Origin of the sequence: Arthrobacter sp. ISL-72 (assembly GCF_018613755.1) — a bacterium.
GTDB lineage: Bacteria > Actinomycetota > Actinomycetes > Actinomycetales > Micrococcaceae > Arthrobacter.
Genome location: NZ_JAGGPP010000001.1, coordinates 69856 through 93493, shown reverse-complemented (window position 1 = coordinate 93493; position 23638 = coordinate 69856). Strand labels below are relative to the sequence as shown.

The 23638-nt window shown below is 65.7% G+C and carries 27 protein-coding genes and 1 pseudogene; 12 read left to right on the top strand and 16 right to left on the bottom strand.

Features of this window, described 5'->3' with window-relative positions; genetic code table 11:
- The 8 genes from allB to J7I92_RS23605 all read right to left on the bottom strand — a co-directional run bounded on the left by allB (position 1) and on the right by J7I92_RS23605 (position 8419).
- Complete coding sequence (gene allB / locus J7I92_RS00485; protein ID WP_214835849.1) at positions 1-1344, bottom strand: allantoinase AllB; 1344 nt, start codon at positions 1342-1344, stop codon at positions 1-3.
- Positions 1337-2566, bottom strand: a complete 1230-nt coding sequence (locus J7I92_RS00480; protein ID WP_214835846.1) for a glycerate kinase — start codon at positions 2564-2566, stop codon at positions 1337-1339. The genes allB and J7I92_RS00480 overlap by 8 nt, the downstream gene beginning before the upstream one ends.
- Before the next feature lie 2 nt (positions 2567-2568).
- Positions 2569-4359: a glyoxylate carboligase gene (gene gcl / locus J7I92_RS00475; protein WP_214835844.1), complete on the bottom strand. Its 1791-nt coding sequence runs from the start codon at positions 4357-4359 to the stop codon at positions 2569-2571.
- Positions 4360-4555: 196 nt separating this feature from the next.
- Positions 4556-5434, bottom strand: a complete 879-nt coding sequence (locus J7I92_RS00470) for a 2-hydroxy-3-oxopropionate reductase (RefSeq protein ID WP_214835841.1) — start codon at positions 5432-5434, stop codon at positions 4556-4558.
- 57 nt (positions 5435-5491) lie between these two features.
- Positions 5492-6292, bottom strand: coding sequence for a hydroxypyruvate isomerase family protein (locus J7I92_RS00465; RefSeq protein ID WP_214835839.1), 801 nt, complete (start codon positions 6290-6292; stop codon positions 5492-5494).
- Between the two features lie 173 nt (positions 6293-6465).
- Positions 6466-7362: a hypothetical protein gene (locus J7I92_RS00460; protein ID WP_214835837.1), complete on the bottom strand. Its 897-nt coding sequence runs from the start codon at positions 7360-7362 to the stop codon at positions 6466-6468.
- Positions 7363-7372: 10 nt separating this feature from the next.
- Positions 7373-8047, bottom strand: coding sequence for a hypothetical protein (locus tag J7I92_RS23610; RefSeq protein ID WP_396020335.1), 675 nt, complete (start codon positions 8045-8047; stop codon positions 7373-7375).
- An 18-nt stretch (positions 8048-8065) separates the two neighbouring features.
- Complete coding sequence (locus J7I92_RS23605) at positions 8066-8419, bottom strand: SPFH domain-containing protein (protein WP_251039289.1); 354 nt, start codon at positions 8417-8419, stop codon at positions 8066-8068.
- Positions 8420-8524: 105 nt separating this feature from the next.
- On the opposite strand from J7I92_RS23605, the gene J7I92_RS00450 reads away from it, so the two are divergent.
- Positions 8525-9259: an NrtR DNA-binding winged helix domain-containing protein gene (locus tag J7I92_RS00450; protein ID WP_214835835.1), complete on the top strand. Its 735-nt coding sequence runs from the start codon at positions 8525-8527 to the stop codon at positions 9257-9259.
- Positions 9260-9343: 84 nt separating this feature from the next.
- Positions 9344-10207: a hypothetical protein gene (locus J7I92_RS00445; protein WP_214835833.1), complete on the top strand. Its 864-nt coding sequence runs from the start codon at positions 9344-9346 to the stop codon at positions 10205-10207.
- A gap of 91 nt (positions 10208-10298) precedes the next feature.
- On the opposite strand, the gene J7I92_RS00440 is transcribed toward J7I92_RS00445, so the two are convergent.
- From J7I92_RS00440 to J7I92_RS00430, 3 genes and pseudogenes are all read right to left on the bottom strand, one after another.
- The gene (locus tag J7I92_RS00440; protein WP_214835830.1) at positions 10299-10475 is read right to left on the bottom strand and encodes a CsbD family protein; all 177 of its coding nucleotides are present in this window, start codon (positions 10473-10475) and stop codon (positions 10299-10301) included.
- A gap of 142 nt (positions 10476-10617) precedes the next feature.
- Positions 10618-11363: pseudogene (locus J7I92_RS00435) on the bottom strand (SRPBCC family protein).
- A gap of 210 nt (positions 11364-11573) precedes the next feature.
- Complete coding sequence (locus J7I92_RS00430; protein WP_214835827.1) at positions 11574-12056, bottom strand: hypothetical protein; 483 nt, start codon at positions 12054-12056, stop codon at positions 11574-11576.
- Positions 12057-12414: 358 nt separating this feature from the next.
- Here J7I92_RS00430 and J7I92_RS00425 point away from each other — a divergent pair, with 358 nt between their 5' ends.
- Positions 12415-12657 carry a hypothetical protein gene (locus J7I92_RS00425; protein ID WP_214835824.1) on the top strand — a complete coding sequence of 81 codons (243 nt, stop codon included), beginning with the start codon at positions 12415-12417 and terminating at the stop codon, positions 12655-12657.
- Here the strand turns inward: J7I92_RS00425 and J7I92_RS00420 are convergent.
- Positions 12654-13166, bottom strand: a complete 513-nt coding sequence (locus tag J7I92_RS00420; protein WP_251039288.1) for a hypothetical protein — start codon at positions 13164-13166, stop codon at positions 12654-12656. The genes J7I92_RS00425 and J7I92_RS00420 overlap by 4 nt on opposite strands.
- A gap of 273 nt (positions 13167-13439) precedes the next feature.
- On the opposite strand from J7I92_RS00420, the gene J7I92_RS00415 reads away from it, so the two are divergent.
- The 3 genes from J7I92_RS00415 (at position 13440) to J7I92_RS00405 (ending at position 15594) form a co-directional block, all read left to right on the top strand.
- On the top strand, positions 13440-13718 hold the full coding sequence (locus tag J7I92_RS00415; protein WP_214835821.1) for a hypothetical protein: 279 nt from the start codon (positions 13440-13442) through the stop codon (positions 13716-13718).
- 90 nt (positions 13719-13808) lie between these two features.
- Entirely contained in the window at positions 13809-14018 is a 210-nt protein-coding gene (locus tag J7I92_RS00410) for a hypothetical protein (protein WP_214835817.1), read from the top strand.
- 139 nt (positions 14019-14157) lie between these two features.
- Positions 14158-15594, top strand: a complete 1437-nt coding sequence (locus J7I92_RS00405; RefSeq protein ID WP_251039287.1) for a cation:dicarboxylate symporter family transporter — start codon at positions 14158-14160, stop codon at positions 15592-15594.
- 10 nt (positions 15595-15604) lie between these two features.
- Here J7I92_RS00405 and J7I92_RS00400 read toward each other — a convergent pair whose 3' ends face one another.
- On the bottom strand, positions 15605-16288 hold the full coding sequence (locus J7I92_RS00400; RefSeq protein WP_214835813.1) for an FMN-dependent NADH-azoreductase: 684 nt from the start codon (positions 16286-16288) through the stop codon (positions 15605-15607).
- Positions 16289-16523: 235 nt separating this feature from the next.
- Here J7I92_RS00400 and J7I92_RS00395 point away from each other — a divergent pair, with 235 nt between their 5' ends.
- On the top strand, positions 16524-16931 hold the full coding sequence (locus tag J7I92_RS00395) for a helix-turn-helix domain-containing protein (RefSeq protein ID WP_214835809.1): 408 nt from the start codon (positions 16524-16526) through the stop codon (positions 16929-16931).
- Here J7I92_RS00395 and J7I92_RS00390 read toward each other — a convergent pair.
- Entirely contained in the window at positions 16928-17287 is a 360-nt protein-coding gene (locus J7I92_RS00390; protein ID WP_214835806.1) for a VOC family protein, read from the bottom strand. The two genes, J7I92_RS00395 and J7I92_RS00390, sit on opposite strands and share 4 nt — an antisense overlap.
- Before the next feature lie 144 nt (positions 17288-17431).
- Here J7I92_RS00390 and J7I92_RS00385 point away from each other — a divergent pair, with 144 nt between their 5' ends.
- The 3 genes from J7I92_RS00385 (at position 17432) to J7I92_RS00375 (ending at position 20984) form a co-directional block, all read left to right on the top strand.
- Positions 17432-18352: a 2-hydroxyacid dehydrogenase gene (locus J7I92_RS00385; protein WP_214835803.1), complete on the top strand. Its 921-nt coding sequence runs from the start codon at positions 17432-17434 to the stop codon at positions 18350-18352.
- Between the two features lie 77 nt (positions 18353-18429).
- Complete coding sequence (locus tag J7I92_RS00380; RefSeq protein ID WP_214835800.1) at positions 18430-19629, top strand: allantoate amidohydrolase; 1200 nt, start codon at positions 18430-18432, stop codon at positions 19627-19629.
- Positions 19626-20984 (top strand): formimidoylglutamate deiminase, encoded by a 1359-nt coding sequence (locus tag J7I92_RS00375; protein WP_214835797.1) that lies wholly within the window; start codon positions 19626-19628, stop codon positions 20982-20984. The genes J7I92_RS00380 and J7I92_RS00375 overlap by 4 nt, the downstream gene beginning before the upstream one ends.
- A gap of 37 nt (positions 20985-21021) precedes the next feature.
- On the opposite strand, the gene J7I92_RS00370 is transcribed toward J7I92_RS00375, so the two are convergent.
- Complete coding sequence (locus J7I92_RS00370) at positions 21022-21171, bottom strand: hypothetical protein (protein WP_251039286.1); 150 nt, start codon at positions 21169-21171, stop codon at positions 21022-21024.
- A 9-nt stretch (positions 21172-21180) separates the two neighbouring features.
- Between J7I92_RS00370 and J7I92_RS00365 the strand changes: the two genes are divergently transcribed.
- Positions 21181-21777 (top strand): dihydrofolate reductase family protein, encoded by a 597-nt coding sequence (locus J7I92_RS00365; RefSeq protein ID WP_214835794.1) that lies wholly within the window; start codon positions 21181-21183, stop codon positions 21775-21777.
- 137 nt (positions 21778-21914) lie between these two features.
- Here the strand turns inward: J7I92_RS00365 and J7I92_RS00360 are convergent, their stop codons facing one another.
- Positions 21915-22514 (bottom strand): TetR family transcriptional regulator, encoded by a 600-nt coding sequence (locus J7I92_RS00360; RefSeq protein WP_311380024.1) that lies wholly within the window; start codon positions 22512-22514, stop codon positions 21915-21917.
- Here J7I92_RS00360 and J7I92_RS00355 point away from each other — a divergent pair.
- Positions 22432-23595: an epoxide hydrolase family protein gene (locus J7I92_RS00355; RefSeq protein ID WP_251039284.1), complete on the top strand. Its 1164-nt coding sequence runs from the start codon at positions 22432-22434 to the stop codon at positions 23593-23595. The two genes, J7I92_RS00360 and J7I92_RS00355, sit on opposite strands and share 83 nt — an antisense overlap.
- Positions 23596-23638 lie beyond the last annotated feature (43 nt).

Sequence of the window (23638 nt, the reverse complement as noted above, 5' to 3'; positions counted from 1 at the left end):
TCAGACGCCGCCGCGGCGGATGAGCTTTCCGCCCGGAGTCCGGCCGTCCACCACGTTCCCGCGCAGGAATGTCTTGCGGACCACGCCGGAGAGTGCTTTGCCGTCGTACGGAGTGATGGGGTTCTTGTGCTTGAGCTTGGACACGTCCACCACGAAGGCCTCGTCGGGAGCGAAGACGGAGAAGTCGGCGTCGTAGCCGAGCGCCAGCTGCCCCTTGTTGGAGAGCCGGGCCAGGGCGGCCGGCTTCTCGGCCATCCAGGACACCACCTGCTCCAGCGGGATGCCGCGGTGACGGGCTTCGGTCCAGATCAGGGACAGGCCAAGCTGCAGGGAGGAGACCCCGCCCCAGGCCACGGCGAAGTCGCCGTTCTCCAGGTCCTTCAGGTCAAGCGTCGACGGCGAGTGGTCCGAGACGATGCAGTCGATCGTGCCGTCCTGCAGCCCCTGCCAGAGGAGCTCGCGGTTGGAGGCCTCACGGATGGGCGGGCAGCACTTGTACGCCGTGGCGCCGTCGGGGATTTCCTCGGCCATCAGTGTGAGGTAGTGCGGGCAGGTCTCCACGGTGAGGTGCACGCCGTCGCGCTTTGCCGAAGCGATCATCGGCAGCGCGTCGGAGGAGGACAGGTGCAGGATGTGGGCGCGGGCGCCGGTCCAGCGGGCGCGCTCGATCACCTCGGCGATGGCCTTGTTCTCGGCACCCCGGGGGCGGGAGGCCAGGAAAGTGGAGTAGTGTGCGCCGCCGGGGTGGGGTGCGTGGTCGATTGCGTGCGAGTCCTCGGCGTGGACGATCATGAGCGAGTCGAAGGATTTCAGCTCGCGCATGTCCTCTTCCATCTCGTCCGCCTCCAGGTGCGGGAATTCGTCCACGCCGGAGTGCAGCAGGAAGCACTTGAAACCGAACACACCCTCGTCGTGCAGCGGGCGCAGGTCCGCCTTGTTCCCGGGGATGGCACCGCCCCAGAATCCGACGTCCACAAACGCCTGGTCTTCGGCCACCTCGCGCTTGAGCTTGAGGCCTTCCACGTTGGTGGTGGGCGGGATGGAGTTCAGCGGCATGTCGATGATGGTGGTCACGCCTCCGGCCGCGGCTGCGCGGGTGGCGGACGCAAAGCCCTCCCACTCGGTGCGGCCGGGCTCATTGACGTGGACGTGGGTGTCCACCAGGCCGGGGATCAGGGTTTCGTCGTCCGCCAGTTCGATCACCTCGGCGCCGGACAGGCCGTTGCCGAGCGGCTCGATGGCGACGATCTTGCCGCCGCGGACTCCTACTTCACGGGCTGCGATGCCGGCGGTGGTCAGGATGCGCCGGCCCCGGATGACGAGGTCAAAGCTTTCTTCAGACATTGAGGGGCTCCTTTGAGGCGGCGCTGTTCGTTGGCATCAGGTCTGCCAAGTGACGGCCGATATTTTTTCCTAATTGTTCAAGCAGGGGTCCTGCTTCGGCTATACATATTTCTACCTTGGACTCCAGCGACGTCAGCGGGTAGACCTGCCGGAAACCCGATTCCTTCTGCTGCTCCGGAGTCAGCGTGGTCCGGCCGCAGACTGCCACCACCGGAACGCCGGCGCGGGCAGCCGCCCGCGCCACGCCCATGGGAGTCTTGCCGAGCAGGCTCTGTTCGTCCAGGCTGCCTTCGCCCGTGATCACCAGGTCCGCGCCGGCCAGCCGGTCCGCCAGTCCGGTGAATTCAAGCACGACGTCGATGCCCGGCCTGCGCGTCGCGGCCAGGACCGCGATGGCCGCGTAGCCCACTCCGCCCGCCGCTCCTGCGCCGGGTGCGTCGGCTGCCCGCACTGCGCGGGAGCCGATTTCAGCTGCGAGCACATCCACGAAACGGGCCAGAGCGGCGTCGAGGATTTTTACGTCTTCGGGGGTGGCGCCCTTTTGCGGTCCGAAGATTGCAGGGGCGCCTTCGGCTCCGAGCAGTGGATTGTCCACGTCGCTGGCGAGGACAAACCGGGCCTCGTCAAGGCGGGAATCGAATCCGGAGAAGTCGATCCTGTCGAGCCTGGCGAGGGCCGCGCCGCCGGGCGGCAGTTCGTTGCCGTCGGCGTCGAGGAGCTGGGCGCCGAGACCCTGCAGCACGCCGGCGCCGCCGTCTGTGTTGGCGCTCCCGCCGACGCCCAGAATGATCTGCCGGCACCCGGCGTCGAGCGCTGCCCGGATCAGTTCCCCGGTCCCGAGGCTGGTGGCGCCCTTGGCGCTGGCCGAGTCCGGCCGGCCGCCGTCACCGTCTCCGGTGCCGTCACCGTCGCCGCCGGTGCTGTTGCCGGGGAGGGCGGCGAGGCCGGAAGCGGCCGCCATTTCGATGACTGCTTCCCGGCCGCGGACCGCGAAGCCCGCCCGGAGCGGTTGCCCGGTAGGGCCGCTGACCGTGGCGCTCCGGCGGGTGAAGCCGGAGCCGACGGCGGCATCGAGGGTTCCCTCGCCGCCGTCGGCCACCGGAATCCGGAGGACGTCAAGGTTATGGCCGGTTGCCGACTGCAGCCCGGCGTCGAGGTGCCGGGCCACCTCCGGCGCGGACAGCGAACCCTTGAACTTGTCCGGTGCGATCACGATCCGCATGATTAGGCCTGCAGGGCCAGGATGGCGGTGGGGGCGTCGGCGCTGGTCTCCGCGAGTTCCTCGAACTCGTTGACCGCGTTGATTTCCACACCCATGGAGATGTTGGTGATCTTTTCCAGGATCACTTCCACCACCACGGGCACCTGGAACTCGCCGGCCAGGGCCTTGGCCTTGTCGAACGCGGAGGCCAGGTCGTTGGGGTCCTCCACGCGGACGGCCTTGCAGCCCAGGCCCTCGGCCACCTTGATGTGGTCCACTCCGTAGCCCGCTGCGTTCGCGGAAAGATCAGTGGAGTTGATGTTCTCGAACGCCAGGGAGACGTTCTGTTCCATCTTGAAGCCGCGCTGGGACTGGCGGATCAGGCCCAGGTAGGAGTTGTTGACCACCACGTGGATGTACGGCAGGTTGAACTGCGCGCCCACGGCCAGTTCCTCGATCATGAACTGGAAGTCGTAGTCACCGGACAGGGCAACCACGGTCTCGTCCGGCTTGCCGCGGACAACACCCAGGGCCGCGGGAGCGGTCCAGCCCAGCGGGCCGGCCTGGCCAGCGTTGATCCACTTGCGCGGGCCGAACACATGCAGCATCTGGGCGCCGGCGATCTGGGACAGGCCGATGGTGGACACGTAGGTGGTGTCCTTGCCGAACGCCTTGTTCATCTCCTCGTACACGCGCTGCGGCTTGATGGGGATGTTCTCGAAGTGCGTCTTGCGGTGCAGGCTGGCCTTGCGCTCGGCGCACTCGGCAACCCAGGCAGTGTAGTCCGGCAGGGTGCCGGCCGCGCGGCGTTCCCGGGCCAGTTCCAGCAGTCCGTCCAGTGCGGCACCGGCGTCGGACGCGATGCCGAAGTCGGGGGAGAACACGCGGCCGATCTGTGTGGGCTCGATGTCGATGTGCACGAACGTGCGGCCGGCCGTGTAGGTGTCAAGGCCGCCGGTGTGGCGGTTGGCCCACCGGTTGCCGATGCCGATCACGAAGTCGCTGCGCAGGTAGTTCTCGTTGCCGTAGCGGTGGCTGGTCTGCAGGCCCACCATGCCGGCCATCAGGGGGTGGTCGTCGGCGATGGCGCCCCAGCCCATCAGGGTGGGGATGACGGGAACGTTCAGCAGCTCGGCCAGTTCCACCAGCTGCGCGGAGGCGCCGGCGTTGATGATGCCGCCGCCTGCAACGATCAGCGGGCGTTCGCCGGCGGTCAGCATGTCCAGGGCCTTTTCCAGCTGCTTGCGGCTGGCCCTGGGCTTTTCGATGGGCAGCGGCTCATAGGTGTCGATGTCGAACTCGATCTCGGCCATCTGCACGTCGATCGGCAGGTCCAGCAGCACCGGGCCCGGGCGGCCGGAGCGCATCAGCTGGAAGGCCTTCTGGAACGCGCCAGGAACCTGGCCGGGCTCCAGGATGGTCATGGCCATCTTGGTGACGGGCTTGGCGATGGACTCGATGTCCACGGCCTGGAAGTCTTCCTTGTGCAGCTTGGCAACGGGGGCCTGGCCGGTGATGCAGAGCATGGGGATGGAGTCGGCCCACGCCGCATAAAGCCCCGTGATCATGTCGGTGCCGGCAGGGCCGGAGGTCCCGATGCAGATGCCGATGTTGCCGTCCGCGGCACGACTGTAGCCGTCGGCCATGTGGCTGGCGCCTTCAACGTGGCGGGCCAGGGTGTGGCGGATGCCGCCGTGGTTCCGCATGGCGGAGTAGAACGGGTTGATCGCCGCGCCTGGCAGGCCGAACGCCTCGGTGGCGCCCTCCTTTTCCAGGATCGCGACGGCAGCGTCTACGGTGCGCATCTTGGTCATTGTGTGCTCCTAGGGGAAGTCTGTGGCGGGGCTTGTCTAGCCCGAAAATGGGTGTGCTGAAGAAAGCCCGGGTGGCAAAGCCTTTCGAAACGCCTGCCCAAACCGGTGCTGCTGCTACGAGTTTTTGTCCAGATAATGGCCTCTAAAGGTCCATTTGCGCCGATTATCTGGACAAAAACTCGGGAGGGGGAGTGGGTTACTTCCGGCCGCTGAGCTGGAGGACCTGCTTGAAGAGTCCCGAGTGGTCCAGGCCGCCGTCGCCCTGATTCACGGTGGCGGCGACGAGCTGGGCGACGACGGCGCCGAGCGGGATGGAGACGTTGGCTTCGCGGGCGGCGGAGGTGACGATGCCCAGGTCCTTGTGGTGGAGGGCCAGGCGGAAGCCGGGGTCGAAGTTGCGGTCGAGCATCTTCTGGCCCTTCTGGTCGAGGACCTTGGAGCCGGCCAGGCCGCCGCCGAGGACCTTGAGGGCGGCGTCCGTGTCCACGCCGTAGGCCTCGAGGAAGGCGATGGCCTCGCCGAGGACCTCGATGTTGACGGCGACGATCAGCTGGTTCGCAGCCTTGACGGTCTGGCCGGAGCCGGAGGGGCCGACGTGGACGATGGTCTTGCCGACGGCGTTGAGGACGTCCTGCGCTGCCTCGAAGTCAGCTGCCTCGCCGCCGACCATGATGGACAGGGCGGCGTCGATGGCGCCCTGCTCACCGCCGGAAACCGGGGCGTCGAGCGGGCGGATGCCTGCTGCAACGGCGTCCTCGGAGAGGCGCTTGGCGACGTCCGGTCGGATGCTGGACGCGTCGATCCACAAGGTGCCCTTCTTCGCGTTGGCGAAGACGCCGTCCTCGCCGCTGACTACGCCCTCAACATCGGGGGAGTCCGGCACCATGGTGATGACGACGTCGGCATCCTTGACGGCGTCCGCGATGCTCGTGGCACCCTTGCCGCCTTCGGAGACGAGCTTGTCGATCTTGTCCTGGCTTCGGTTGAAACCGGTGACGGTGTGCCCGGCCTTGACGAGGTTGATGGCCATGGGCAGTCCCATGATTCCGAGTCCGATGACTGCAACGTTGCTCATTGTGGTTCTCTTTCTGAAGTCTGTGGTGGTGCCGGTGTGCTGGGGGGCGGGTGGGGACTACTGGGAGACGCGCTGGCGGATGGCCCAGCTGAAGGCGGTCTCCGCCGGTTCCTTGTACTCGAGGCCGATATAGCCCTCGTAGCCGAGTTCGCGGCTGCGGGCGATCCACTCGCCGAGGGGAAGCTGCCCGGTTCCGGGAGCCCCGCGGCCGGGGTTGTCGGCGATCTGGATATGGCCGAAGTCCTTGGCGTGGTTTTCGATGACGGCGGCGACGTCGTCCCCGTTGACGGCCAGGTGGTAGAAGTCGGCGAGGAGCTTGACGTTGTCGACGCCGGCCTCCGCCTTGACGCGGGCAATCACCTTGAGTGCGTCGTCGGCGGTGAGGAGCGGGTACTTGGGCGCGCCGCTGACGGGTTCGAGGAGGACGGTGCCGCCGATGCGGGCGACGCCGGCTGCCGCGGCCGCGAGGTTTTCGGCACCGATGGCGTCCTGCTTCTCAGCGGACTCACCGTCAACACGGTTGCCGTAAAGGGCGTTGAAGGCCTTGCAGCCGAGGCGCTCGCCGATGCCGGCGACGACGTCGATGTTGTCCTGGAATTCGGCGGAGCGTGCCGGCCAGGAGACCAGGCCGCGGTCGCCGCCCGGCATGTTGCCGGCGTTGAAGTTCAAGCCGGTGAGCTGAACGCCGGCGTCCTTGATGGCGTTCTCGAACCCGGTGACCTGTGCGTCGGTGGGAACGGAGGTTTCGAAGGGCCACCAGAACTCGACGGCGTCAAAACCGGCTGCCTTCGCGGCTGCGGGGCGCTCGAGCAACGGCAGCTCCGTCAGGAGGATGGAGCAGTTCACTGTGTACGTCATCGTAGGTCCTTCCGGGGAGGGGCTTTGATCTAGCTTCCTATGCTTCTCGCCTCTTCGCGATCGGCTAATACTATTCCGCTTGGTGGAAATTAGATTCTGCTTTATGAAAAGTCTAGGGAAGGCGTGGGTGCGAGTCAAGAGGGCGGATATTTGGGATACCAAAAAGCCTTGGCCTAAACCACTAGCCTCAGCGGCCGGCGTCCAAGCCCAACGGTGATCTCCTGCCCCCAGGAAGCGGTCAGCCGGTCGTCCTCCATGCCGTCGCCGAATGCCACCAGCTGGTCGGATGCCACGGTGATCCTTACGGCTTCACCCGTTTCCAGGGAACCTTCGGTCAGCGATACGCCGGTGATGGGGGAGGGCCAGGCTTCCCGGACGAACCATGTGAGCCGGGGGTCCGTGGGCGCAGGCAGGACCCGGCCGCCGCGCTCCAAGGCAATGGACGCGCACCATCCGGTGGCGCCCGTCCCGGTCGACACGATCAGGCCCGACGACGACTGCCGCTCGGTCCGGCCGTCCGGCGTCGTGAGCTGGTAGCGGGCCGACTGATGCGCGGCGTGCCCGATGAATATCTCGTTGAGCCCGGAAAGTTCCTGGCCGTCGTCGAGCCGAGCCGTCACAGTGGTGAGGGCTTGGCAGCGTAGGCCGCCCGCCCCGGCCAATGCGGCCTCCTGCAGCAGCCGCACGGCAGCCTGCGGAGTGTGCCGGACCAGGACGCCCGGGTTGGTCCCTTGTTCCGGATCGATGCCGATGGCCGGCTGGCCATCAAGGTACTTGGCCACGTTCGCCACCAGTCCGTCCTGGCCCACCACCGCCATGATGTCTTGGGGTGAGAAGAGGAAGCGGCTCAGATCGGCGCGCTCCACCTCCGCATGGCGCCAGTCGGCAGGAACCGCGGCGCGGACCGTTGCCAGGGCCAAGGTGAGCCGGTCGTGGCGCTCCTGTACGTCCTGGATGCTGCGGCCCCGCGTGCGAAGGAAGAATTCGGCCTGGCCGCGGGTGGCGTGCCGGTCCAGGAGATCCTGCAGTTCGGTCCGGCGGTGGATGATGACGAGGCGCGGGTTTGCCATGACAGTTTCCCTACTTCCCGATCCGGGCGGCGGGTGTGCCGACCGCTCCGGTGCCGGCCGCAGCCGGATCCCGGAACAGGCCGGCAAGCGCGCCGCTCAGCAGGTCGGGGGTGATGGTCAGGTTCCCGATGGAGGGCAGTGAGCCCGCGGCGTCCCGCAGGGCCAGGGCCAGCAGGGTGGCCTGTTCCATGCCGCGGTAGACCTCCATGGTGGCGGCCTCGCGTGCTGCCGCCGCCTCGCCCACCAGCCGGATCTGATTGGCTTCCGACGTAGCGCCGATGCCCTTGCGTTCGGCCGAAGCCTGCGCTTCGATGAGGCCCGCGGCGGCCTTCTCCTCGGCCTCCCGCCGCGCATTGGTGCCTTCCTGGCTCACCAGGTTTTCGCGCCGAACGGCCAGTTCGATCTGGCTGGACATCTCGTTCTCCGAGATGGTGCGTTCCCGCTCGACGGCGAGTGCCCGGCGTTCGTACACGGCCCGGTCCGCTTCAGCCTGGAGCTGTTCGCGCACCGGCGTCTGCAGGGCCCGCTCGACGTCGGCCTCCGGACGTACTGCCAGAACCTGAACCCCGAGGATCTCGATGCCAGTGGACAGCAGCCGCGCGTCGGCGCGGAGGGCCTCCGTGAGAACGGAGCGAAGCCGGCTGACTCCGCTCTCCAGCGCCTCGGCCAAGGTGGTCGTAGCGATCTGGTCGATCGCGTGGCTCTAACATAACTGGCCGATGATGGTGGCCACCTGCTCCCTGCCGGATGCCGGAGCGGAACCTAGCGGCTGCAGGCCGAAATCGAGCCTGTTCGAAACCGCCACCGGGTCCACAAAGCGGTATGTCACGTTGGCCTGGACGCTCACGTCCTGGTGGTCGCGGGTGATTGCGTGGAAGAGCGTGGGCAATTCCTGGTCATCAACGGGAACCTCGCTGAGCACGGAGTTTGCCGGCCGGAACCAGAATGCCTGACCCACACCCTGGTGTTGGACCGTGCCCTTCTGCAGGTGCACCACGTATCCCGTGGGGCTGCCCAGGAAGTGGCTGATCCAGGGGTATCGCTTGATGTTTGCCATGGCATTCTCCTCAACGGTTCTACTTCTCGTCAATTTGACGATAATCAAACGATAGACCGCCATTGGAGTTACCGTCAAGATGACGATAAGTACTAGGATGAGTGCATGCCTGATTCCCACCCGGCGCCCGCGCGCTTTCCGGTGACAGTGGACATCGCCGCCCTCACGGTTCGCGACGACGTCCTTAATGTCCTGCTCATCACCCGCCTCATCGAGCCCTTCCGCGGCCGGCTGGCGCTGCCGGGCGGCTTCGTCCTGGCTGGCGAGGACCTGGCGACGGCGGCGGGCCGGGAGCTGGCGGAGGAAACCGGCGTCGAACGGGTTCCGGGGCATCTCGAGCAGCTGGGCAGCTATGGCCCGAAGGGGCGCGACCCAAGAGGCGACGTCCTGACCGTTGCTCATCTGCTTCTGGCGCCCAACTTCCCTGTCCTTTCGGCCGGGAGCGACGCCGCGCATGCCGCGTGGTATCCGCTCAGCCAGGTCCTCGACGGTGAGCTCCAGCTGGCCTTCGACCATGAACGGATCCTCGGTGACGCCCTGGAGCGGGCAAGGTCGAAGCTCGAGTACTCGCCTTTAGGTGCGGCCTTTTGCGGCGAAGAGTTCACCATCGCCCAGCTCCGCGCTGTGTACGAAGCCGTCTGGGGCACACGTTTGGACCCCCGGAATTTTCACCGCAAGGCAACGGGTACTCCTGGCTTCCTGGAGGACACCGGCAGAATGACAGGGGGCGACGCCGGCAGGCCGGCGGCGCTTTTCAGGCTCGCAGAGGCGGCGCGACCGACGGTGGGCCGGCCGGCCCGCGCCGTACTCAACCCGCCGCTGATGCGGCCGCGCACCTGAAATCAATTTCAGCTACCCAGCTCGGACCGAAAGCCGTACCCTTTAGATCGTAAGCTTGCTTCTTATCTTGAAGGGGTGGTTCGGGTGGACAAAGTACCGGTTCTTGGGTTGGCGGCAGCAGCGGTCCTGGCATTGGCGGCGTGCACAGGCGGAGGAGGTACCCCGAGCCCCTCGGCGACGACCACCACCACCGAGGCAGCCCAGGACAAGGTGTACACGGAGGACGAGCTCCGCCAACTGATCTCGGGCATGAAGGATGCTGAGGGCAACGAGCTCAAGCTCTATTCCAAGGACCAGGTGGACCAGGGCGGGCGCATTGCAAACCTGCTCATGAGTGCTGCTAAGACCGATCCTGAGGACTGCAAATCCATCGCCACCGCCGGCTTGCTGGACACGGTGGACAACGGCGAAGTGGCAGTTGCCATTTCTGAAAGCAAAGAGCCGCGCACGGTATCCGCCCAGTCCGGCAGTGAAGGGCCCGACGCCGTCGGACTGCTCAAAGAGGTGAGCGGCAAGATGGACCAGTGCGACAAGTTCTCCCTCGATGTGCTGGGCCAGAAGTACGACGTCTCCAGCAAGGAACTGCAGGCGAAGACGGACGCCGAGGAAACGTTCGGCACCGTCAGCACCCGGGGAACCGGCACTACAGACATGCTGATGCAGGTCTCCGCCGCCGAGGGGAGGCTCCTGGTTGTTGCCACGAAGGGCGGCGCGGACCTGGGAGACAGCGATCAGAAGGAACTGGAAGAAGTAATCAACAGGGTGCTGCAAAAGGCTGAAGGTGGCGGCACCGGAACTTCCAGCCCGACCACTTCGGGCACCGCCTCACCGGACGGCACGTCCACAGTCACCGAGTCGCCCAGCGAATCGCCGACGGCGACCGTAACGGAAACGGAAGGTGACACCGTGTCGCCGTCGCCCACTGCCACGGTGACTGTCACCCCGTAGCCGTCGTCGCCCTTAGGGGACAGATCATAAGAAATGCGTTCATAAGAAATGGGTGGTTCCCGAGGGAACCACCCATTTGACCAGTCCGGGATCAGTGGCGCCTGAAGGCCTGCCGGATCTTTTCGCCGGCCTGCTTGAGGTCGGCCCTGAACTCCTGGCCCTTGCCTTCGGCCCTCATCCGCTGGTTGCCGCTGGCCCCGCCGGCGGCTTTCTTTCCCTTGCCGTGAAGTTTCTCCGCGGCGTTGTGGATCCTGTCACCCAAACCCATTGCGGTCCTCCTTGTGGTGTGTGGCGAAACGGCGGGTTGCCGATGACGCCGACAGTTAAATTGTAGAAAGGAACGGCCTCCGCGCACCCAGTACATGCGCACTCAGCCAGAACGGCTTGCTCATCCGTCAAGTGCTTAGTCCTCAGTGCTGGCCGAGGCCCCCTCCCATCGGCGGGAGGTGGCCGTCATTGCGGTGCTGCTCCCGATAGCGCTCCGCAGCGCTGTAGTTCTCGCCCTCTGCTGTTTCATCGGATTCGCCGCCCAAGTCGACCAAGCCGTTCGTCTGGTCGAACGGATGCGCGAAGCGGTTGTAGGGCGGAGTGGCGTCCACTGCGGCCTCGGCCGGGACAGAATCTGAAGGGCTGGACTCCACGGTCCCGGCTTCGGTGGTACCGGCTGCCGCCATGCCCGCGGTCGCTGCCGTTCCTGCAGCGCCGCCGGGAACGGATCCCCGCCAGGCGCCTGTCGCGTGGCCTTCGTGCTCGATGAATTTCTTGAACTTCTTGAGGTCGTGCTCCGCCTGCCGGGACACAATGTGGAGCATGTCGCCCAGTTTCTCCACGGCACCCGCGGGCTGGTACTCGAGGGTGAGCTTGATCGAGGTCTTGCCCCCGCCGGCGCCACGAACTCCACGGCGCCGGAGTTTGTGGCGCCCGAAATTGCCGCCCATGCCACACGACGGTCCGGGATTTGTTCGAGGATCTTGGCCTCCCACTCGCGACGGACGCCGGCGATGTGGGCGACCCACTTCAGGCGGTCGTCACTTAACTGCCTGACGCTCTCCACCCCGTCCATGAAATGGGGGAAGTCCTCGAACTGGGTCCACTGGTTGTAGGCCGTGTTCACCGGGACATCGACCACGATCTGCTTTTCTACTGTGGTGCTCACAGCGTCTCCTTCGATTGGAACCGAAGCTGATGAAGAGACGTGCAGGTCATCAGTAGGTCAAAGATAACGCCGGCCGCGGGGGCCTGCCAGAGGCCGATTGGCCCTACTTCGCTCCCTGAAAACGGTGGCCTTTGTGACCACGAAATGTGGGGCAGCGAAGAGCCAGGGACGGGAAGCCCCTGGCTCGAGGATGCGCGGATAGCACAACGGTCAGTGGATTGTCACGACTTCGCTCCGTTCCCACTTGGTCCAGTCTGACCAGTTGTTGCCGGTCTTCACTTGGAAGGAGACCTCGTGGTAGACCTTGTCGCCCTTGTGGACGTCGCAAGGGCAGTTGGTCGTGACACGGCCATCATGGCTTGAGAAATGCTTCTCGAACTTGCAATAGCCCAGGTCGCGCCCGTGCGAGTCCTTCTTAAAGAGCTTCTGATGGATCTTCACGGTTTTGTTCCCGTTGCAATCAATGCGAATTTTGAAATCTACCTCTTTCTTCCATTCACCTTTCTTCCATTCGTCTTTCTTATGTTCCGTCGTCGGCTTTAACGGGTCCACGGTACAACCGCGTAGCGACGTGGAAGCGTCAGCCGGGATGGCCAGTGCAACAGGTCCTCCAATTAGACCCAGCGAAACAGCCGAAATCAGAGCAAATCGGGTTCCAAAAGGGCGGGATTTCGTTGATTGAGCGATGGTCATTTCTCTTGCTCCTACACTAAGGATGCGAGTGATTATTTCCGGGCACGACTGACAAACCGCGCTATCACCCCACGTGACGCGGCACTCGGTTCCATCCGGTTTCAAACAGCACGCCCGGTCTCCGCGGGGGCTTGACTCCGGGCTCTGCCCATGGCAGTTCGTGGCCCGGTAATTCAATCGTGCACCTGCTTTTGCCCGGGCGCCAGAGAAGTTATTGCCCTTTTGAGGGATTTTCGCTCGCGAGGTAAGGCTACATAACAAGCGGAAATCTGGTCACTCGGGTTACGCAACCAATAGGCTGAAGATGCCGCTGAACCGGCGAGGCAAGACCTGCAAACCACGAGCGAAAGGTGACGACATGACCGACCCGAAGGAAGCAGCCACCGACCCCGCCGGACTGATCGGCCCGGGGGACCCGGACGCCGTCGATCCCCAGCAGCCCCACCCCGGCAACGGCGCAGCGAAGAACATCCGCGAGGAACAGCAGACACAGGCGGCGGGTACCGTGCCGGCGGCGTACATTGGCAGCGGCGATGCGGGTGCGGAGCGCAAGCCGGAGGAGGCTGCCGGCGAAGCGGGCACTTGGGATGACGAGGTCTAGGTGTAGTTCTGGCGGTCCAGCGCGACGAGCGTTGCACCGGTGACGATCCCGTAGGCCAGGTGCGGGACGATGTCGCTGAGCCAGTCCGCGCGCGTCCAGGCCCGCGGGTCCGTCAGTCCAAGAGCAGTCATGGGGCCGTTGCCAACCACGAGGGCCCCGGCCGTCGCTGCCAGTGACGTACCGACCAGGCCGGTCCGGTAGCTGGCCGCACGGGCCAGTCCGACGGCGGCGCCGACGCTGACTCCGGCAAGGAGGCCCATCAGCGGACCCAACCCGGCCACGCGGTTAGCGCGTTCTTCCTCGGTACCGGGGATCGTGATGCCGGCGAGCTTGGCCAATTTTTCTGTTGTCGCTTCAGGCATGCTGCTGGCAGGCCGTGCCCGCCACGCCATGTCCAGGTACGCGACGATGTTCAGAGCCGTTGTGCCTGCGGCTCCGGCCACAGCCCCGCTCGCCAGGGCACCTATGGCGTTCATGGTTACGGTTCCGGGAGTACTTTTTCGGGTCATGGCTCCTCCGTCGCTGTCATGGGGTCATCGGCTGGAACGTTCTCTGCCATCGTGGCCCCGGACGCCCCCGTCAGCAAGGGCGGCGGAAGTCTTTTTTGAAGGTCACGGGCCCGTCTGGCGAGCAGACGCATCTTCCTGACAGCTGCAGAAATCGGGATGTTGACAGGCGGCTGCTTCTCCTTTTTACTATGAGCAGCGGTGACCCTGAAGAGGGGACATCACGGTCTCGAGCGCTAGAAGTATGACGTCGTGGGCCTAGTTTCAGGAGAGCGCATGCTGACTAAAGCAGTGCTGGAACAGTTCTTCGCCGAGTGCACCTGCTGTGAAGAAGACAGCGAAGGCCTATGCCTGGACGAGGTGTACGGCCTCTACGTCAGCTGGTGCACCCTGACGGGCCGGACGCCCGCGTCGGACCGGTCGTTCCGGGCGGCCATGCACCACATCAGGATCAGCACCGCACGCCATGGTCGAAAGCAGGTCTGCACCGGGCTCGCCATGGCCGGTCCCGCGGCCACGGACTACATCGTCCACAGCGAAGTACCGTGGGCCTGAGCTCCTCTTCGCCTCAATCGGCCCGAAAAATGGTGGCCCGGACCGTCAACAATCATGAAAACGGCCGCCCGTGGTATTAAGGATCAACACATGATTGGTCAGCCCAATCCTGCTCCCCGCACCCGGCCCGTCAGGGCCGATTACACCGGGCACAGCCAGCATCATGAAGTGCGGACACCTGAGCAGATCCGGGAAGTGGGCCGACGCCGGCGGGATGCCGAAGGAAAACTCCTGCAGCATCTGCTGGAAGCCCGGAGCAAGCCCCTCGTTGTTCCCGATACCGGAGATGCGGACGAGTAGCTGACGCTGCCTTTCTTTCCGTTTTGCGGTTAAACAATTCCGCGATATGGATTTAGCCTCCCTGAAACATCGGGATCCTAGCGTTGCCAATGACCTGAAGGCGTCCAGAGCGCCTATTCCCCGTTGATTGGCAGCCCCGATGAAAATCCCCTCGAGCCCGTCCCCCGTGCCAGAAGTTGCACCCGTACGGAAAGCCGGCTCCGAAGCCGGCGCCCTGCCGCCGCGGAAGAAGCCCCTGTACCGCTCGCTCTTCTTCCAGATCCTCGTGGCGGTGTGCCTTGGGATCGGCATCGGCCACTTCTGGCCGGACCTCGGCTCCGCGCTGCGCCCGCTCGGGGACGGCTTCATCCAACTGATCAAGATGATCATCGCCCCGCTGATCTTCCTGGTGATTGTCACGGGAATCTCGGCCGTGGGTGATGTGAAGGCCGTCGGCCGGGTGGGAGTGAAGGCGCTGGTGTACTTCACCGGAGCCACGCTCTTCGCCCTGGTGTTCGGCCTGGTGGTGGGCAATATCGTCCAGCCCGGCGCCGGCCTGAACATTGATCCCGCCACGCTCTCGCAGGACGCGCTCAACGCGAAGACCGGCACGGCTCCGCCCAAGGACGCCGGCGCGTTCCTGCTCGGCATCATCCCCACCAGCGTGGTGGGTGCCTTCGCCTCCAACAGCCTCCTGCAGGTGCTGTGCTTCGCCGTCTTCTTCGGCGCCGCAATCGTGGTGGTGGGCCGCGAGCGGTGCATGCCGGTGATCACTCTGATGGAAACCGTCCTGGAGCTGTTCTTCAAGATCATGGCCTGGGTGATGCGCGTTGCCCCGGTGGGTGCGTTCGGCGCCATGGCGTTCATCATCGGCCAGTACGGGCTGGGGTCGCTGAGCACGTACGCGTTGCTGATCGCCGCCTGTTACTGTGCAGCCATCGTCTTCATCGGGCTGTTGTTCGTGGTGGCCTGGGTCTATCCGCGGGTGCCGTTGTGGCAGTTCATCAAGTACAGCCGTGAAGAGTTCCTGCTGGCCCTGGGCACCGCATCCACCGAGTCCGTGCTGCCCCGCATCATGACCAAGCTGACCAACGCCGGCTGCTCCCGCGCCACCACCGGACTCGTGGTGCCCACGGGCTACTCGTTCAACCTGGACGGAGCCGCACTGTACCTGTCGATTTCCCTGCTGTTCCTGGCCCAGGCCTTCGGGCACAACCTTGACCTGGGCCAGCAGCTCGCAGCCCTGAGCATCCTGATGCTGACCTCCAAGGGCATGGCGGGTGTTCCGGGCTCCGCGTTCCTGGCACTCTCCGCCACGGCAGCCGCCCTGGGCATCTTCCCCGTGGCCGGCGTCGCCCTGCTCCTCGGCGCCGACCGCCTGATGGACTCCATGCGCGTCTCCGTGAACCTGCTGGGGAACTGCGTGGCCACCTTCGTCGTCGCAAAATGGGAGGGCCAGTTCGACCGCGACGCCATGCTCCGCGCCTTCCGCGGAGAAATCAGTGACAGCGGCGAAACCAGCACGACGGCCGCCGGCGCACCGGTGGCGGCTCCGCAGGAGGCTCCTGCCGCCGTCGAACCGGCAGGGGTGCGGTAGCCGCGCCGCCTCAGTCGCTGACCAGTTCCAGCGCACCTTCCCGGAGCCGGGTTGCGAACCCAGTGGCGTGGGTGCTCAGCTCGGCCCGGGCCGCCCGACGTGAGGCGCCGACGTCGTGGTTCAGTACGGTGGGCGCGAAGCGGACATGGGTGGCGTCAGTGATCCCGACGAAATTCAGCCAATCCGCGAAGAAAGTGCTGCTGAAATCCTGACCGAAGGCAGGCGGCACACCGGGGGAGTAGACGCCGCTCGTGTGGATGGCCAGTGCCTGCTTTCCCTCCATGAGCCCGGTATAGCCGGCGGCGGGGTCGAAACCAAAGCTCCAGCCGGGCTGGGTGACAATGTCGATCCACTGCTTCAACGCATACGGCACGCCTGCGTTCCACATCGGGATGTTGAAGACGTAGGCGTCGGCTGCGGCGAACCGGTCGAAGACGGCGCGGGCATCGGACCAGGCCCGGAGCCCCTCATGGGTCTGGTCCCGGCCGGAGAACACCGCCATCTTGGCACCGGCGGCAGTGGTCCCGAACCCGGGGAGGGCGCCGTCGTCGAACACGTTCAGCGTTTCGACGTCAAAGCCGCCGTCTTCGACGTCGCTGGCTGCCTGCACCTCGGAGATGAAGTGGCGGGCAAGCAGCAGCGAGTCGCTGAGGTCTCCGCGGGGTGAAGCGTTGATATGCAGGATTGTGGGCATGGCGGACCTTTCGTCGGATCTTTAGTGGGGCGGCGGACGCCTGTGGCGCGGGGCCATTCCGATCCTCGCCCGGCCGGAGGGGCGGCGGAAGAACGCACTTTGGACTGCCTAGGGAACCTCGAAGTGCCTACCTGCGGTGTGCGCCGCTAGGCTGGGGGGCGGCAGCAGCACGGAGCCACGGCACACGGAGCCACGGCAACAGGACAGGTCAACCGGCAACAGGGGGATGGGCGGCGTGACTTTTACAGCGCACCAGAAACGGCAGGCGGCGCAGGCCCAATACGCCGACGGGCTGGAACTGTGCCCGGCGCGCCAACTCCTCGAAGCGATCAGCAGCAAGTGGGTCACCCTGGTGATGCTGGAGCTGGCGGACGGGGAGCTCCGGCACAGCGAGCTGCGGCGGCGCATTCCGGGAGCCAGCCAGAAAATGCTCACCTCCACCCTGCGCTCGCTGGAACGCGACGGCCTGGTGACCCGTTTGCTCACGCTGTCCGTTCCTGTCCGGACAGACTACGAACTCACGCCCCTGGGTCACTCCTTGCTGGGGGTCATCCACGGCCTGAAGGAATGGGCGGACGAAAACATGGGCCAGGTGGAGGAAGCCCGCGGTGGTTACGACCGGGCGCGCGAAAGTGCCGGCTAGCGGCCTGCAGTGTCGATGACGCAGAAACGGTTTCCCTCCGGATCTGCCATGATCACGTAGTCTGCGTCCGCAGGGCGTTTGCTCCAGTAAACGCGGCTGGCGCCAAGGCCAAGAAGCCGCTGCACCTCGCCGCCCTGATCCTCGGTGTACAGGTCCAGGTGGATGCGCGGCGGAATATGGACCGACGACGGGACGCGGTCCAGCGAGATGCACGTGCCCACGCCGCCCGGCGGCTGCAGGATCACGAAGTCGTCCTCCGGTTCGTGCCGCGGCTCGTAGCCGAGGGCTGCCTGCCAGAAGGCCATCTGGCGGGGAAGGTCATCAACACGGATCACGATCGAGCCAATGCTCAGCATCCGGCCAAGCTACACCGACGCGAACAGCCCTGCAACGCAGTTGAACCGTCGTCCTCCATTAGGCTGGCAGCAAAGGAACCCTCCCGGCAGGCCGCACTTCGGTGGCGTTTGCCTGCCACGAGCCGACGGAGCAGTTGGAGAATGATGACCCGGAAGATCACTGTCAGCCTGCCGGACGATGTGCTTCGTGAATACCTCACGCCCAGCCCGGATGTCACCGTCGTGGAGTGGGACTTCACCGGCGAACCCCCGCAGCAGCAGATCGACATCGTGGTCCCGCCGTACAGGGGCGGAACGCGCATCCTCCGGAGTCTTGAGGCTGTGGAAACCAGGCTGGTGCAGAGCCAGTCGATCGGGTACGACGGCGTGGCGGACTCGCTCCCGGAAGGCCGGATGTTCGCCAACGCCGCCGGCGTGCACGAAACCTCCACTGCCGAACTGGTCCTCGCCATGATCCTGGCCAGCCAGCGGGAATTCCCGCGCCTCATGAAGAACCAGTGGGAGGGCCTCTGGGACGCCCGGCCCACCGCCAGCCTCGCCGACCGCCGCGTCCTCATCGTGGGGTACGGCGGCGTCGGCCAGGCCGTCGAGCAGCGGCTCATCCCGTTCGAAACGAGCGTCACCCGGGTGGCCAGCCGGCAGCGGACAGACGAGAGCGGCGTCATCCACGGCATTGACGAGCTGCCGGAGCTGCTGCCGGAACACGACATTGTGGTGGTCGGCGTCCCGCTCAGCGACGCGACGCATCATCTCATCGACGACAAATTCCTTGCGGCAATGCCCGACGGCGCGCTGCTGGTCAACGTGGCCCGTGGCCCGGTTGCGGACACCGAGGCTCTGGTCCGCCACACCGCCGCCGGACGGATCCGCGCCGCCCTGGACGTCACTGATCCCGAGCCGCTGCCCGGGGACCATTCGCTGTGGGGCACCCCCGGCGTCATCATCACCCCGCACGTGGGCGGGGCGAGCTCGGCGATGCGCCCGCGCATGGGCAGGCTGCTGCAGCGGCAGATCGACCTCATGCTGACTGGCGAACCGCCGGTGAACGTGGTGCTCGGCGGCTGATCCGACTAGCGAACCCGGCAGCATCACGACCGCAGCGCACAGGAATCCAACAATGCGCGTACTATTCGGAGGTTGATTTGGAAACCGTCAATCAGCTCCTTGACTCGATCAAGGACGTGGGCCGAGACACGGTTCGCGGAGGCTACTCCCGCGCTGTTTATTCGACCGCGGAGCTCGACCTGAGGGCATGGTTCATCGAACAGGCGCTCCAGCGTGAACTTGCCGTGGAGACCGACCGCAACGGCATCATCTGGGCGTGGTGGGGCAAGCCGCAGGACGGTGCCCTGGTCACGGGCAGCCACCTCGATTCCGTGCCGGGAGGAGGGGCCTTTGACGGCCCTCTCGGCGTCGCCTCAGCACTCGCCGCCGTCGACATCCTTATTGCCCGCGGAAAAGTGCCGAACCGGTCCCTGGCCATCACGGTGTTCCCGGAAGAGGAGGGCTCCCGCTTCGGTGTGGCCTGCCTCGGATCCCGCCTTCTCACCGGAGCCATCGACGTCGACAAGGCTCGCAACCTGCGTGACGGCGACGGCAACACGTTTGCGGACGTCGCACGGGTGAACGGCCTCGATCCCCGGCACGTCGGTCCGGATCCCCAGGCCCTAGCCCGGATCGGCGACTTTGTGGAACTCCATGTCGAGCAGGGCAAAGGTCTTGGGGAGCACGGCCCGGCCATCGCCGTCGGAAGCTCCATACTCGGGCACGGGCGCTGGAAGCTGAGCATCAGCGGCCAGGGCAACCACGCCGGGACCACCCTGATGGCGGACCGGGCGGATCCGATGGTTGCGGCTGCAAAGATGATCGTTGCTGTCCGCGACACCGCCGCGGCGCAGCCGGACGCGCGTGCCACTGTCGGACGACTGATGCCGGTGCCAGGCGGAACCAACGTCATTGCCTCTCGCGTTGACATGTGGCTGGACGCCCGCCATCCCGACGACGCCGTCACCGCCCGGCTGATCGAATCGATTTACGGCACTGCCCAGCAGATTGCGGCCGGTGAGGGATGCTCCGTTTCCCTCACCGAGGAGTCCTACAGTGACACCGTCCATTTCGACCCCGGACTGACCCGCCGGATCAGCGGGATCCTGCCTGGGGCCCCCGTGCTGGCCACCGGGGCCGGCCACGACGCCGGCGTGCTCTCCGCGCATGTGCCGTCCGCGATGCTGTTCGTCCGCAATCCCAGCGGCATTTCGCATTCCCCGGAAGAGTATGTCGCTGACGAGGACGCCAACGCCGGCGCCGAGGCCCTGGCGGATGTCCTGGCAGGCCTGCTGTGAGCGCGTTTTGGTGTGAGTCGGCTGTTGTGGCGGTCGACGGCGGCCCGGCGGCAGCCGGCGCGGCGCTCGCGTCAGTGCGGCTGGACGTCCGGGACGGCCGGATTGCCACGATCACACCGGGTGCGGAGCCGCAGCCCGGCGACCAGGTTTTGAAGGGCGTCATCTTTCCGACTGCGGCCAACGCCCACTCCCACGCCTTCCACCGGATCCTGCGCGGGCGGACCCATGACGGGCGCGGCGACTTCTGGGTATGGCGGGAGCAGATGTACCGGAGCGCGGGCGAGCTGACACCTGAGGCCTATGAGAAGCTCGCCACCGCCGTGTTCGCGGAGATGGTGGTGGCAGGTTTCAGCAGCGTGGCCGAGTTTCACTATGTCCACCATCAGCCGGACGGGGCCCCCTACTCGGAACCGCACGCCATGGAACTGGCCCTGGCCCGGGCGGCAGTGGCCGCCGGGATCCGCCTGACGCTCTTGGACACCCTGTACCTGGCCGGAGGCATCGGAACGCCGCTGAGTGCCGAGCAGGCGCGGTTCGGCGACGCCGACGTCCACGCCTGGCTGAAGAGACTCGCCTCGCTCCGGTCCGAAATAGCTCGAAGCTTTCCCCCGGAGATGGTCGGTGTGGGGGCCGCGCTGCATTCCGTGCGCGGGGTTCCCGACAAGGACCTGGCGGTGGTGGCCGCGCAGCTGCCCAAGGACATGCCTCTTCACATCCACCTCAGCGAACAGCCGGCGGAGAACGAGGCGTGCCTCAAGGCCTACGGCGTTACCCCCGCAGCCCTGCTTGCGCGCCACGGACTGCTTTCCCAGCGGCTTTCGGCCGTGCACGCCACGCACTTGACGGAAGGCGACATCGCCCTGCTCGGCAATGCCGGCGCCACCGTGGTGATGTGCCCCAGCACCGAGGCCGACCTTGCCGACGGCATCGGCCCGGCGCGCGCGTTGTCCGACGCCGGAGCCACCATTGCGCTGGGCACGGACCAGCACGCCGTGATCGATCCGTGGATCGAAATGCGCACGCTGGAACATGGAGAACGGCTCGGCTCCGGCCAGCGCGGCAGGTTTTCGCCGCGGGAGCTGCTGCAGGCCGCCACGGACGCGGCCGCCGGTTCAATGGCCACACCCATCGCTCCGTCAGCTCTGGAGGTCGGAGTGGTCTGCGACCTGATGGCCGTGGATCCCGGTTCGGCCCGCACGGCCGGTTCCGAGGCACTGCAGTTTCCCTTCAGCGCCACGGCCAGCGACGTCACCGACGTCGTCATCGCCGGGGAACTGGTGGCCTCCAATGGCATCCACAGGCGGCTCGGCCCGCCTGGCCGCCTCCTGACGGAGGCGTTGAAGGACTTTTCCTGAGCGGCCGGGTTTCCGTCTTGCCCGGGTGCATCTTGCGCTATTGGAGGTAGGGCCGGGTGATGAGTTCGACGGCGTGCCCGGCGGGGTCTTTGAAGTACACACCTCGTCCTCCGTGTTCGCTGTTGGTCTCGTTCGGCCGGGTCATCTGCGGGGAAATTGCGGAGCCCGAACCACCGTGTGGTGACATGATGGGCGCATGAGCCAAGTCACGTGCGATCTGACGATCTCCCTCGACGGATTCCTGGCCGGGCCGAACCAAAGTATGACGGACCCCTTGGGCGAGGGCGGCGAGCTCCTACACAGGTGGATGTTCGAACCCGAGGCCAACGCGGCCGCGCTCGAAGGCATCCTCGAAGCCGGCGCCTACATTATGGGACGGAACATGTTCGCAGGACCTGGGGCGTGGGATGAGGAATGGCGGGGATGGTGGGGTGACGAGCCGCCCTATCACGCACCCGTGTTCGTTCTCACCCATCACCCACGCGAGCCCCTGGAGATGCAGGGCGGCACCACGTTCAACTTCGTGACCGATGGCATCGAATCGGCGCTGGCCCAAGCGCGGAAAGCCGCTGGCAGCAAGGACGTGGCCATTGCCGGCGGAGCGCAGACCGTCCGCCAATACCTTTCGGCGGGGCTGATCGACGAGCTGCGACTCCACATCTCGCCCATGCTCCTGGGCGCGGGCGAGCGGCTTCTGGACGGCGTTGCCAACGTCGAGCTTGAGCAGACGGAAGTGAGCGGTACCCGCCTCGTTACCCATGTGCGGTACCGGGTGAATCCGCTGAAAGGCTGACGCTCGATCGTCGCGGACCTAGAGCGAAACGCGACCGCTCACCACGGTGCGGCTGGTCAGCGACTGTCCTTATCTGTGACCTTGGGCGCGAGGACTTGAGCGGGTTTTCCTATATGGCGGGGAACGGTCCCAAGGTGTCAGGGGGCGCTCTGCTGGGACTTTCGAGGCACCCAGCGCTCCCCAAGTTCCTCGCTGCTTGGGGGAGGGGCCGAGAGCGCTTCTGCGCCCGGATTGGAGCGGAGTCCATCCATCAGGACATCCAGGTAGCGGTGGCGGAGGGCTACGGTGCGTGCCTCGTCAAGAAGACGGATGGCAGTGAGCTGTTCAAAGATCATGGGAATATCGTTGGCATCGGCATCTGCCCGCAGCGTTCCCGCTTCGAAAGCGCGGTTGAACATTTCCTCGCCCAGAATGCCTGCCTGAGCGGATAGTTCGCCGAGCTCCGGGGTTGGCGTGAAGGTTCCTGCGAGCTTGACGGTCAGGGCGTGGACTTCGGCATCGACTATGCCCCGGACGAACTCCTTGAGCGCAGTGAAGGGGTCTGGTTGTGCATCCGAATGCCGCTCGGCTACTGAGATGAAAGTTCTAAGACCGTCCGCGCAGAGCTTTTGCAGGAGCTGTTCCTTCCCCGGATAGCGCCTGTACAGGGCTGAAATGCCCACGCCAGCTGCCGTCGCTACAGCCGCTACCGGCGCCTGTGGATTTTGCAGAAAGACGGTCCGCGCCGCAGAAAGGATTATCTGGTCGTTGCGGGCTGCTTGGGCCCGGCGGCCACTGAGACGCCCGGCGTCTCCATCTGAAGCTGTGGATTCCTGCGGGTCCGGCACGGATTATGGAGTTCCCGTGGACCGGGTCCAGCGGCTCCTCGCCCACTGGCGCAACGGTTTCGATTGGCGTGCCTTCGAGGCGAGGCTGAACAGCTTTCCCCAGTTCATCACAGAGATCGACGGGCAGAAGATCCACTTCCTGCACGTCCGAAGCGGCAAGGCCGACGCAACCGGGCTCATCCTCACCCATGGCTGGCCGGGTTCCATCGTGGAATACCTCGACATCATCGAGCCCCTCGTGGCGGCCGGCTACGACGTGGTGGTTCCGTCGACGCCCGGCTTTGGTTTCTCGGGTCCCACCACAGACCGGGGCTGGGACCAACACCGCGTGGCCAGAGCCTGGGTGGAACTCATGTACCGGCTGGGGTACGAACGCTACGGGGCCGTCGGGAACGACGGCGGGTCCATCATCTCCCCGGAGGTCGGTCGCCTGGACCCCACCCACGTTATTGGCGTCCACGTCACCCAGCTCTTTTCCTTCCCCACCGGCGATCCCGCAGAATTTTCAGATCTGACGTCGGAGGAAGAAGCGGCAATCGAGCACTTGAACTGGTTCTGGCAGAATATGGGGGCCTTCAACCAGCTGCAGTCCCAGTCTCCGCAGACGCTGGCCCATGCCTTGGCTGACTCGCCCGCCGGTCTTCTTGGCTGGAACAGCCAGCTCTTCGGTGACGACCTTGACGATGACTTCATTGTGGCCAACGTCGCTGTCTATTGGTTCACCCGGACCATGGCTTCGTCTGTGCGGTTCTACTACGAGATGGCCAAGTCTCAAGAACGCCCGGAAGGACCCACCACCGTGCCCATCGCCCTCGCCGCGGGCGGCAGGGACTTCCAGTCGATCCGGCGCTTCGCCCAGCGTGACCACAGCAACATCGCGGCCTGGGCGGTGTACCCGGAACATGGCCACTACGCGGCCCACGAATCTCCGGAGGCCATGTCCGCCGACATCTGCAGCTTCTATAGCAAGCTCACGGTTCCCTCGCAATAAGGGGAGCCTGGCCGCACGGTGAAGCAGCTGCCACTGCGGCGCT